Here is an 11037-nt window from a genome sequence, read left to right on the forward strand (position 1 = left end):
CTCAGGGCTTACCGGGGTTCAAAGTCGAGTAACCCCTGAAGAACCAAAAAAAGCCCCGCACTTCAACCGAAGGCGGGGCTTTTGATCTGGCTGGCGTCACTTCACATCGGTTACATCGCGGTATGGAAAATCTGCTCGATCTCGTCCTGATTGGCAGGACGCGGATTGGTAAAGCCGCAGGCATCCTTCATGGCATTGGTTGCCAGGATCGGGATATCGTCGGCCTTGGCGCCCAGTTCGGCGAGGCCGCTCGGGATACCGACATCCGAAGACAGTTTACGAATGGCGGTGATGGCCGCGGCGGCGCCTTTTTCCGCATCCAGATGCTGGGTGTCGACACCCATTGCGTTGGCGATGTCTTTAAACCGGGCCGGGCATACGCTGGCGTTGAAGCTGGCGACATGGGGCAGCAGGATCGCATTACAGACGCCGTGGGGCAGGTCGTAGAACCCACCCAGTTGGTGCGCCATGGCGTGGACATAGCCCAGCGAAGCATTGTTGAAGGCCATGCCGGCAAGAAATTGCGCGTAGGCCATATTTTCCCGGGCGGTCATGTCGTCACCCTGGGCAACGGCAGTGCGCAGGTTGGCCGAGATCAATTCCACGGCCTTGAGTGCACAGGCATCGGTGATCGGCGTTGCCGCAGTCGACACGTAGGCTTCGATAGCGTGGGTCAGCGCGTCCATGCCGGTGGCGGCGGTCAGGCCTTTGGGCATGCCTGCCATCAGCGAAGGATCGTTGACCGACAACAGTGGGGTGACGTTACGGTCGACGATGGCCATTTTCACGTGCCGGACTTCGTCGGTAATGATGCAGAAACGGGTCATTTCACTCGCCGTTCCGGCGGTGGTATTGATCGCGATCAACGGCATCTGTGGCTTGGCGGATTGATCCACGCCTTCGTAATCACTGATGTGCCCGCCGTTGGCGGCGCACAGGGCAATGCCCTTGGCGCAGTCATGGGGTGAACCGCCGCCCAAGGAAATAATGAAATCACAGTCGCTACGGCCAAGCAGCTCGAGGCCTTTCTCGACATTGCTGACCGTCGGATTCGGTTTGGCGCCATCAAACAGAGTGGAGTTGATGTCCTGCTGGGCCAGAAGGCTGGCTACCTTGACGGCCACGCCGGCTTTGGCCAAGCCTGCATCAGTGACGATCAAGGCTTTACGGAAACCATATTTGCGGATTGCGAGCATCGCTTCGTCGAGACTGCCAATGCCCATCATGTTCACGGATGGAATGAAGAAGGTGCTGCTCATGATAAATCCTCTTTTATTCTGGAAACCCGGAAATCAGGTGAGGTCTTCTACTCATATCGCAGGCTGTGAGGCGGGTCTGAGTGTCATCATTGACGAAGTTCAGCGGGAGACGTGCTGCATCAAGTGTTCAGGCGAACAGTGTTTTAAGATGCAGAGGTGGATGGGCCATCGCAGCCGGTATCTTTTGATCATGGGATTGAGCCTAAACCTATGACGCCAGACTGGAATGGTCCTTTAGCTTTCATTGGCACCTCCTTTAGTACTGGGAGGTCATGCGCAGGACACTCAGAAACTCAACCGTGCACCAGATAGGCTCCTGACGGAACCCGATATCGCAGCTTCTTGCATTTGCCGGGTTTTGGCTGATGCCCGGGCGGGCGATCAGGAAACCAGATTCGGCATTTACCCGGAGGCGGCCAATGGCCGCGGGGAATCTCAACCTCATCGTACGCGGGCTCTGGCTCGACGGAAGCCACTGGCAATTCTCCTTCGGGCTGTGGCCTGCCAGCCGTCGGCGTATCCGATACCCTCTCTGCCTGTGCGCTAGCGAAGTTGCCAGCGTTGGGTTGTTCAGCAGCGGCCATTTCTGCTTCGCGGCGCTTTTGGGCCTCCTCTTCGAGCCCCTTCTGTACTGCGACCAGGTCCACTTTGGCGTTGGGTGAGGTACTCGAAGCCTTGGCCTGCTGCGCCGCCTGGATCAATTGGAAGTTGCGGTTGCGTAACTCGACGTTGCTACCAACCCGCATGTTCGAGCGCGCCGCCAACGTTTCAGCCTGCTGGTACTGCCCCTGCTGAAGACGCAACACACCAAGGTAATGCAGCGTCGCGGGATTGTTCGGCTGGATATGCAGGGCACGCTCCAGCGTGGCAGCGGCTTGGTCCCACTGGCCATTTTCATACTGCCGCGAGGCGGTTTCGATTAGCGTGGTTGATGCGCTGTTACTTTGCGAGGGCGCTCTTCGCTCGGCAGCAACCGAGCAAAGCGACACGACGGCGCAGAACACCAGGATGAGACCCGGCAGAAAACTCTTGGTTGGCATCAGGGGGGCGGACTCGGCTGATCTAGGACGGCACTGCCGTAAAACAGGCCCCAGCGCTGCTCGGCATCTCCGATACAGGGCCCCTGTTGACCTGACCAGTGCCCTGAAGTTCCCGCTGCAACGGCCACTGCGGATGGCCTGGAATCCGCAGCCTTCTCATGCTGATTGTCTGCGCCAGGTGCCGGGTGATGTGCCGAACTGGCGTTTGAATGCGCGACTGAACGCGGCTTCGGATTCGTAGCCAACAGCAAAGCCGATTTGCGCCACATTACCGCGACCTTCGCGCAGGTGCTGAGCCGCCACGTGCATACGCCAGAGCGTCAGGTATTGCATCGGTGGCTGTCCGACCAATGTCGTGAATCGCTCCGCGAATACCGAGCGTGACATGCCCACTTCAAGCGCCAGGGCTTCAGCCGTCCAGCCCTCGGTTGGACGAGCATGGAGCAGCGCCAGTGCGCGCCCGATATGCGGATCTCGCAAACCCGCCAGCCACCCGCGCCGTTCAGTGGGGAGGTTCGCGACATACTGGCTGACGGCTTCGACGAACAGCAATTCGGATAATTTGGCGATGACCGTAGTCGAGCCGACGCGCCCCGCCGCGATCTCACTGACAGCGAAACGGAATGAGCTTTCAATCCAGGCTCCCGAAGCCGTCGCGCGGACATCTAACTTCAACAAGGATGGCAGCGACGAAAGCAACGGACTGAACGGTGTTTCAGAGCCGAGGAATCCGCACAATAACTGTGTGGCCTCGCCGCCCCCGCCGTACTTGATTCGTGAAATGCCGCCGACTTCCGGCGGCTGAATAACTTCGCGCCCCGACATGGGCTCAATGCTTAGATCACTGCCAAAAGTATGAACGTCATTGCGGGGAAGCAGAATGAGTTCGCCTGCCCGCACGTCGAGGGGGGCGCCATCGTCGATTCGCAATTGCATGTGCCCAGCGGCGACAAAATGCGACGCAATGACATGTCGAGGTGCCGCCAGGAACGGTTTGCAATCGTCCGCAGAGATTCTTCCGTTGATGCACCAGGGCGCGGTGAATTCCGCCTCGAGGAAGACCCCTCCAGACAGCCGAATCACACGTAACACATCAGATAGCGCATCCAACAATTGCCAGCCCTCCTTTCCGGAGTCCGGAGCATGTAATCAGGCGCGCTGGTCATTCACCGCCTGAACTGCGAGGCCTAGATTAGCACCAACGTGGACTCAGTGATCGAGACGATCCCCAGATGCTTCATCAATGGTCGTTGACTCCCGCGTTAACCGTAATTGACCCATTCCAACTCGACCACGGAAGCCGGAGATCAATATGAACACCGCAGTTACCCTACCCAGCCCGGATTCGGGCAACGCCGCCCGTTATGCTCAACTTGTCAGATCATCGAAGAAAGCGGAATGGCAGATCGATCGCGATTTGCTACAGGAGCGCAGCTTCGACTTCTCGCGCAAATTCTTGCCCGACGGACTATCGCGGATCGATCGCCTGACCTTTCTCGCTGCCGAGGAGGCGCGCCTGCTCAGCCAGATTCAGGGCCGAACCTATGCGTATATTATTGGCCTGGTCGAGCGTTTCATCAGTGCCAAAATGCTCGATCAAGGTCGGGCCCATGTATTTGACGATCAGCTCGCACTCGAAGCGCTGGTGCGCTTTTCCAACGACGAGATCAAGCATCAGGAGTTGTTCCGGCGCATTGAGGTAATGATGGGTACTCAATTGCCAGCGGGATATTGTCAAGTTGCTGATCCAAACGATGTGGCGCGCGCGGTACTTGCGGCCAGCACTTGGTCGGTACTGGCGCTGACCTGCCATATCGAGCTGTTTGTTCAGACGCACTACGTGCAAAGCATCGCCCCGCACGAGGAGTTGTGCCCACTCTTCAAGGATGTCTTCAAATTTCACTGGAAGGATGAAAGCCGGCACGTCGTACTCGATGAACTGGAGTGGAAGGCGGAGCACGCGAAACTCTCGCCAGCCGAGCACGACCAGGCAGTGAACGATCTGATTGCGCTGGTGACGGCCGTCGACGCAATCCTGCAGGCACAGTCGGCATCCGATGCCGACTACTTCATTCGAAATGCTTCACGATTGTTCAGTGTCGATGAGACAGCGCAAATCAAAGCCTCCGTGCTGAGCGCCTACCGTTGGCAATACATTATCTCGGGCGTGCAGCATCCACACTTTGGCCGGCTGCTTACGCGCATGACGACGCCAGCACAGATGTCCAAGGTTCAGAGCGCACTGGCACCCATCATGAGCAACTGATCTACAGGGGCGACCGACCGCGCGTCGGTCGCACAATGGTGGGATGACATGCTGAAAATGATTGATTGAGGATGGCAGCCATGACGATTCCGATGTGGATGCTGCTTGGATTTACGACCTGGACTTTACTGTTGTTGATGGCAACCGTCGGGGTGTATCGCTGGGTCGGAATCTTGTTCTCGAATGTTCCGATTGCTTCTTTCCGAAGCGATCAGCTCGAAGGCGAGGATTGGTATCGGCGCGGGACAAGAGCACACGCGAACTGTGTGGAAAATCTGCCTGTCTTTGGCGTCATCGTGTTCGTGATTTCAGCCCTTGGTGTCGACGGCCCTGCAGTGAGCTGCTTGTCCATAATCGTACTGATCGCTCGCGTGTTCCAGTCTCTGGTTCACGTATCCCATGTGCAAACCGATATCTTCGTGGCGGTTCGATTTACCTTCTTTTGCGTGCAGTTGGTCTGTTTTCTCGCACTCATTGTTATAGCCACTTGTTACGGCGCATGAATACAAACGGAACCGATGAGGTACAAGCAGTACTCGCTCGTGAAGGTTAGGAAACCGCGATAAGGGCTTGTTCGGCCATACACCACTCCATTTAAGACTTGATACAAAGAGCTTTGGAGAAATAGAGACGAGTCTTCCAAGACCTTCCGTCCTACGGAGGGCGCGGTCACTCGGCGAACCGGCATTGCCTGAATACCTCAACAAACCCTAACGCCCCATCAGCGAACTCGCCAACAACGCCTCCAACCCCATCGGCTTGGCAAAATAATAACCCTGAGCCTGCCCTGCGCCCATTTCGCGCAGCAAGACCAGCGTCGCTTCATCCTCGACACCTTCGGCCACCACACTCAGGTCCAGCGATTCGGCCATACGCACAATCGCCCGGACGATCGCGCGACTGCGAGCGCTGGTGGTCAGTTCGAGGATGAACGACTTGTCGATCTTCAAGCCGCTGAAACGGTATTGATGCACATAGCTCAGGGATGAAAACCCTGCACCGAAGTCATCGAGCACCACCGACATGCCGTTGTCGGCCAATTGCTGCATAGTCAGTCGGGCAATCGCCGGCTCCGCCACCAGCGCACCTTCGGTCAACTCCAGGCAGATCCGCGACGGCGAAACCCCATGCCGCGCCAACAGCGCAAGCACATCACTGGCGAAGTCGGGACGCGTCATGCTGTAGCTGGAGCAATTGACGTGCACCGCAGGCCAGTTAGCGTGCTCGGGCTGTGCGAGGATCAGTGCAATGCTGTTGAGCATGTACAGGTCCAGTCGACCGATCAGACGCAGCCCCTCGACATCCGGCAAAAACTCGCCCGGCGCGATCACCCGGCCGCCCGGCTGATGCCAGCGGATCAGCGCTTCAAGGGCCAACAGTTCTCCGCTTTCGACGCTGACAATCGGTTGGAAGTATGGCAGCAATTCGTCGGTACGCTTGAGCGCGTTGCGCAAGGCCCCTTCCCGCTCAACCTGGTCCGAGACTTCACGACGTACTTCCTGATTGAACACCGCGTAGCTGTCGCGCCCGGCGCTCTTGACCCGGTACATCGCCGCGTCGGCGTCGCGCAGCAAGTCGGCTGGCTCCTGATGGAACTGACTGTCGGCGCTGACGATCCCGATGCTGCAGGACGAAAAAACCTCATAGCCATTGATTAAAAACGGCAGGTCAAACGCCACCAGAATCCGTTCAGCGATGTCGATCACCACGTCCAGCGGCGCCTCGGGAGCGAGCACGGAAAACTCATCGCCCCCCAGGCGCGCCAGCATGTCGGTATCGCGCAGACAACCGCGCAAACGGTGGGCGGCCTGCATCAACAGCAGGTCGCCAAAATGGTGGCCGAGGCTGTCGTTGACCAGTTTGAAACGGTCGAGATCGATGAACATCACCGCCAGGGGTCCGCCTTCGCTGCCGAACTGCGACCAGGCCAGATTGAGGCGCTGTTGCAGGTAGGTACGATTCGGTAGCCCGGTCAGCGCATCGTGGGAGTTTTCGTGTTGCAACTTGGCATTGGCGTGATCGAGCTCGCGGGTGCGGTTCTGCACCCGGGCTTCCAGCTTGAGATTGGCGGCATGGATCGCTTCGGCGGCCGTGCGTCGCGACAACGCGGTGTCGATGTGCCGCGACACGAACGTCAGCAGCTCCTGGTCACGCAGGGTATAGCGCACCTGCGAGGTATAGCTCTGCACCGCAAGCACGCCACGCACCACATCGCCATCGAACAAGGGGATGCCCAGCCAGGAATAGGATCGGAAATACACATCGGCAACTTCGATTTCACCGTGCGCAGTCAATCGGTCAGCTTCGTCGGCGTCAATCAGGCAAGGTCGGCGCTGACGGATCACGTACTCGGTCAAGCCCCGGCTCCCACGCCGTGCCACCGGGCAGGTCGTCTGCCGCTCATCAACGTAATACGGAAAGGTCACTTCACGGGTCGCGTCGTCGAACAGCGCAATGTAGAAATTCCGAGCGAACAGCAGATCACCGACGATGCCATGCAAGGTTTGAAACAACTCAGCCATGTCGCCAGGCTGGCTGGACAGCTCAGCGATCTGGAATAGCGCGCTCTGCAGATGTTCGGCGCGCTCTCGCTCTGCCACTTCCTGCCTCAACGCGTCGTTGAGTGCCGACAGCTCCAGGGTGCGACGCATCACTGTCGCCTCCAGATCCTCTCGGTGCAGAATCCGGTCCAGCGCCATGGCCACGTGGCGGGCTACCACCAGAAACAGCGCGCGGTCCTCGGCGCTGTAGGTACGAGAAACGTCGTAGACCTGCATCGCGAGCATGCCAAACACGTCATCCGAGGCACTTTTCAACGGTGCGCCCATCCAGAACTCGGGACGATCACCCACGCAGTAAAAACGCTCCTCGGCCTGAGCCGCGAGAATGCCGGCGGCGTCGATCAGCAACGGCTGGCCAGTGGTCAATACCTGGCCAGTCAACGACAGGTGCGAAAGGTCAAGGTATTCGTAGTGCGAGGACTCCACGGCATCAACATCAATGATGTCGACGTAATACGGGTAGTCAATCTTGCCGCTGTGCGGATCATACAACGCGAGATAGAAGTTCTCGGCGTCGATCAGGCTAGCCAGCAGCTGGTGAACCCCCACCAGAAACACTGACCGGTCGCGGGTCGAGCTGGCCAGGTAGGTAATTTCATACAGCACACGTTGAGTAATCTGCGCACGGGCAAGGGTATTCGTCTGCACCTGAATGCCCAGGCGCTGCGCAAACTCGGCGAGCGCCGGTTCCGCGGCAGCGTCAACTGGCGCGAGTAGCCAACCCAGCACACTTTCACCTTTACCGGTCGGCCAGCTGTGCAAGTGCCGGGTCAGGCAAAAGGTGTCGAACTCTTCATTCGCAACACTTGACGGCCACTGCGCCAGTGGGTCGCCCTGCCCGACCAAATGCATTTGTTCACCAGAACGGTAAACCACCCACGCGGTGGTGTGCGCCCAGTTGCGCGCTGAGTCCAGCAGTTGATCGATCGTGTTCTCGTTGCCAGCGTAAGCCATGCAGACAGTGTCCGAATTCTCTTCAAGCCAAGATGCGACAACGTCGCAATCGCTCGATTGCCGCAGGAAGTCGGTCAATGGACGAAAACTCATCAGCGCTCCCTGAGCCAGAAACTGGCAATACTGACTTACTGGTTGCTCGCAATGCGCCAGTGAGCTTCACGTTTATAGAGTTTTTATTCAATCGGTTTTTTCGAATTGTGAGTTGCTTCCTCATCAGGTCATCCTGTAAGAGCGCCAACTCAGCTAACGACTGACAAGTCGTGCCTGCGCACAATTATCCAAGTAGTTCCACCAGGAAAAGGAGCGTCCTTATGGAACCCGTCACAATTCGTACCATGCAAAGCACTGATGCCGAGGCGTTGCTGACTTTTGAAGTGGACAATCGCGAGTGGTTCGAGCGCCACATTGACGCGCGTGGTGCTGCTTTTTACTCGGTGCAGGGTGTCACCGAGCACATTGCTGCCTATTTAGCTGATCATGCCGCCGGCATCTGGCACCCATTTGTCATCGAAGACGCTGGCGGACAAATAGTGGGCAGAGCGAACCTGAAAGACATCGACACGTCCGCGCGGTCGGCAGAAGTGGGCTATCGGATTGCTCAAAGTGCTTGCGGGCAAGGACTGGCAACGCTGGCGGTGAAGCATCTGATTCAGCAGGCGCAGTTGCGTTGGAACCTTAAACAGCTGGTTGCCAACGTGCACGCTGAAAATATCGGCTCGGCAAAAGTCCTCAAGCGCTGTGGCTTCCTGATCGAACATGTATCCCGGCAAGCAGGGACTGACCAGGAGTATCGGCTTGGCCTTTCAATTTAGATGATTGAAAGATGGGTCGATACGAGTCACGCAGACAAAAAAAGCCCCGCTACCGAATGCGGTGCGGGGCAAAAAACTGGTCGGTTGCGGCCAACCAAAGGAGCTCTGTAGAAAGCGTTTACGGGCCGGGGTCAGATGCATTCCTGTGCGGCGCGCTCAAAACTTGAAGGCAACAAGTTCGAGGCCAGCAAGTGCCGCTCGTAGATGAACACCTTGCCGCCGTTCCCGACCTTGTAGGCTTCCAGCACGTTATCCGCCGAGACTTTGCTCGGTACCACGATCCGGTAGCTGCGCTGGGTCTGCGAGACGGTCGGGTTCAACGCGCTGCCCTGCAATTTCGGTACGACGCACTCAGCGTATTGGGCCGGGGTCTTACTGGTCAGCAAGGTCAGGGTCGGGTCGTTCGGCGCGGAGGCACAACCGGCGAGCAACAAAGCGCCAAACGCCAGGGCAGGCACAAATAAAAGACGCATCGGTCTCATCCTGAAAATAAAAGGTTCGTTCATCACATCACCCGAATTTTCGTGAGTGGCGTGTCGTTGGAGGGGACTTTCCGGCTATTGCCATCAAAGTAGAACTTGCGTTTCATGATGGTCACTATTACCTCTAGCAATAGTTGTGCGCCGCGCAGACGGATACACACTCAATCACCACCGAAAAAGATGGATGAGGATCGCTCCTTGAGAACTTTTGACTTGATCCGCAACGCCGTTCTGCCCGATTTTCGTGACCGGGTGGCCGAGTACCTGGTCCAGTACGAAACCGTATTGTTGGGCGAACACGCGCCCGACCCAGAGCTTGCGCGGGCCACCGCCAATCAGTTGCGCGGTTATTTGCGTGGGTTGAATACCACGCGGGTGCTGGGCATGGCGGATTGGGAAGAACTGGATCGGCGGGTAGTGAATACGTGGCTTTCGTCCTGACCGACTCTTCCCCTCCACACACCTGACTGTAGCTATCAAATCCATCCCCACTGTATCTGCTTCAACCCAACGACTACGGATAGCCTTGTCTCTCATCCAGGGAAATCTGCGCTATGCCGGACGCCACCAACCTTTACCTGTTCACTGTCGCCGCCCTGCTGTTGCTGATCGTGCCTGGCCCGAACATGGCCATCGTCACCAGCCATGCCGTTGCCCATGGCTGGCGTGCCGGTTTCGCCGCAGCATTGGGAATCACCCTGGCCGACGTGCTGATGACCGCCATGGTTAGCGCGGGGCTCGGTGCGTTGGTGATGAGTTGGACGCCGGCATTTGATTTGCTGCGGTGGGCCGGGGCTTGTTATCTGATGTGGCTGGCGTGGAAGGCATTGAGTACTCCGCCGGCGGATGCTGACGCTCAACCTGCATTGGCATCGCTGCGCAAAATCTTTATCCGGGCGACCCTCAACAGCCTGCTGAATCCCAAGGCACTGTTGTTCTTCATGGTATTCCTGCCGCAATTCGTCACATTGGGAGCCAGCAGTGTCACCCTGCAACTGACGGTATTGGGTGTGTTGCTTGCGCTGATCGCCTTGATCTTTCATTCCCTGCTCAGCGTCTGTGCCGGGCAGCTGCATGGGCGCCTGTGCGCAGGCATAATCTCCAGGCGCTTGGGTGCTTATTGCTTCGCTGTCGTCATGACGACGCTGGCGGCGCGTTTGTTGGTGCTGAACCGGACAGGCTAAAGCAGCCGCATCGATATCGCTCAATAGCTGTCGCTCGTGGAGGTCACCTTTCACTGCCCCTCCAAAACCTGCACAATTGCCGGCTTTTTTCGCGACAGGAAGTCCCCATGCAACGGATTGTCATTCTGGGCAATGCCGGTAGCGGCAAATCTACCCTCGCCCGCGCCCTCGGCAAGCGCCTGAGCCTGCCCGTGGTTCACCTGGACGCGCTGTTCTGGGAGCCCGGCTGGGTCGAACCCGACGCTGAACAGTTCCGCACGCGGGTCCGCGAAGCGATCGCACCGGATGCCTGGATTTGTGAAGGCAATTATGCGCGGCGAACCTTCGACCTTCGCCTGCCCCGTACCGACCTGATCATCTGGCTCGATACTTCGCGGCTCACCTGTTTCACCCGGGTGATCATGCGCAGCGTCATGAACCGCCCTCGCCCTGACCTTGCAGCAGGCTGTACAGAGAAACTCGACCGGGCGTTCCTG

At 57.9% G+C, this 11037-nt stretch carries 11 protein-coding genes; 6 read left to right on the forward strand and 5 right to left on the reverse strand.

What is annotated here, in order from left to right:
- Nucleotides 1-110 precede the first annotated feature (110 nt).
- From yiaY to CUN63_RS01415, 3 genes are all read right to left on the reverse strand, one after another.
- Nucleotides 111-1259 (reverse strand): L-threonine dehydrogenase, encoded by a 1149-nt coding sequence (gene yiaY / locus CUN63_RS01400; protein ID WP_129436864.1) that lies wholly within the window; start codon nt 1257-1259, stop codon nt 111-113.
- A 293-nt stretch (nt 1260-1552) separates the two neighbouring features.
- Nucleotides 1553-2299, reverse strand: a complete 747-nt coding sequence (locus CUN63_RS01405) for a M48 family metallopeptidase (protein WP_129436865.1) — start codon at nt 2297-2299, stop codon at nt 1553-1555.
- 156 nt (nt 2300-2455) lie between these two features.
- Entirely contained in the window at nt 2456-3412 is a 957-nt protein-coding gene (locus CUN63_RS01415) for an AraC family transcriptional regulator (protein ID WP_129436866.1), read from the reverse strand.
- A gap of 199 nt (nt 3413-3611) precedes the next feature.
- On the opposite strand from CUN63_RS01415, the gene CUN63_RS01420 reads away from it, so the two are divergent.
- Both CUN63_RS01420 and CUN63_RS01425 read left to right on the forward strand, forming a co-directional pair.
- Nucleotides 3612-4565, forward strand: coding sequence for a diiron oxygenase (locus CUN63_RS01420; protein WP_129436867.1), 954 nt, complete (start codon nt 3612-3614; stop codon nt 4563-4565).
- Nucleotides 4566-4645: 80 nt separating this feature from the next.
- Nucleotides 4646-5068, forward strand: coding sequence for an MAPEG family protein (locus CUN63_RS01425; protein ID WP_129436868.1), 423 nt, complete (start codon nt 4646-4648; stop codon nt 5066-5068).
- Nucleotides 5069-5275: 207 nt separating this feature from the next.
- On the opposite strand, the gene CUN63_RS01430 is transcribed toward CUN63_RS01425, so the two are convergent.
- Nucleotides 5276-8173, reverse strand: a complete 2898-nt coding sequence (locus tag CUN63_RS01430; protein WP_129436869.1) for an EAL domain-containing protein — start codon at nt 8171-8173, stop codon at nt 5276-5278.
- 221 nt (nt 8174-8394) lie between these two features.
- Between CUN63_RS01430 and CUN63_RS01435 the strand changes: the two genes are divergently transcribed.
- Nucleotides 8395-8895, forward strand: a complete 501-nt coding sequence (locus CUN63_RS01435; RefSeq protein WP_129436870.1) for a GNAT family N-acetyltransferase — start codon at nt 8395-8397, stop codon at nt 8893-8895.
- A gap of 131 nt (nt 8896-9026) precedes the next feature.
- On the opposite strand, the gene CUN63_RS01440 is transcribed toward CUN63_RS01435, so the two are convergent.
- On the reverse strand, nt 9027-9368 hold the full coding sequence (locus CUN63_RS01440) for a hypothetical protein (RefSeq protein ID WP_129436871.1): 342 nt from the start codon (nt 9366-9368) through the stop codon (nt 9027-9029).
- Between the two features lie 207 nt (nt 9369-9575).
- On the opposite strand from CUN63_RS01440, the gene CUN63_RS01445 reads away from it, so the two are divergent.
- From CUN63_RS01445 to CUN63_RS01455, 3 genes are all read left to right on the forward strand, one after another.
- Nucleotides 9576-9818, forward strand: coding sequence for a hypothetical protein (locus CUN63_RS01445; RefSeq protein ID WP_129436872.1), 243 nt, complete (start codon nt 9576-9578; stop codon nt 9816-9818).
- A 113-nt stretch (nt 9819-9931) separates the two neighbouring features.
- The gene (locus CUN63_RS01450; protein ID WP_129436873.1) at nt 9932-10561 is read left to right on the forward strand and encodes a LysE family translocator; all 630 of its coding nucleotides are present in this window, start codon (nt 9932-9934) and stop codon (nt 10559-10561) included.
- Between the two features lie 107 nt (nt 10562-10668).
- Nucleotides 10669-11037 (forward strand): AAA family ATPase (locus CUN63_RS01455; protein ID WP_129445047.1); only part of this gene is annotated, 369 nt, incomplete at its 3' end.

This window comes from Pseudomonas sp. ACM7 (assembly GCF_004136015.1).
GTDB lineage: Bacteria > Pseudomonadota > Gammaproteobacteria > Pseudomonadales > Pseudomonadaceae > Aquipseudomonas > Aquipseudomonas frigoris.

Bases quoted from the DNA above. Each gene is read 5' to 3' on its own strand.
- CUN63_RS01450 (WP_129436873.1), top strand. From the start codon at position 9,932: ATGCCGGACGCCACCAACCTTTACCTGTTCACTGTCGCCGCCCTGCTG.
- CUN63_RS01420 (WP_129436867.1), top strand. From the start codon at position 3,612: ATGAACACCGCAGTTACCCTACCCAGCCCGGATTCGGGCAACGCCGCC.
- CUN63_RS01430 (WP_129436869.1), bottom strand. From the start codon at position 8,173: ATGAGTTTTCGTCCATTGACCGACTTCCTGCGGCAATCGAGCGATTGC.
- yiaY (WP_129436864.1), bottom strand. From the start codon at position 1,259: ATGAGCAGCACCTTCTTCATTCCATCCGTGAACATGATGGGCATTGGC.
- CUN63_RS01435 (WP_129436870.1), top strand. From the start codon at position 8,395: ATGGAACCCGTCACAATTCGTACCATGCAAAGCACTGATGCCGAGGCG.
- CUN63_RS01425 (WP_129436868.1), top strand. From the start codon at position 4,646: ATGACGATTCCGATGTGGATGCTGCTTGGATTTACGACCTGGACTTTA.
- CUN63_RS01440 (WP_129436871.1), bottom strand. From the start codon at position 9,368: ATGCGTCTTTTATTTGTGCCTGCCCTGGCGTTTGGCGCTTTGTTGCTC.
- CUN63_RS01405 (WP_129436865.1), bottom strand. From the start codon at position 2,299: ATGCCAACCAAGAGTTTTCTGCCGGGTCTCATCCTGGTGTTCTGCGCC.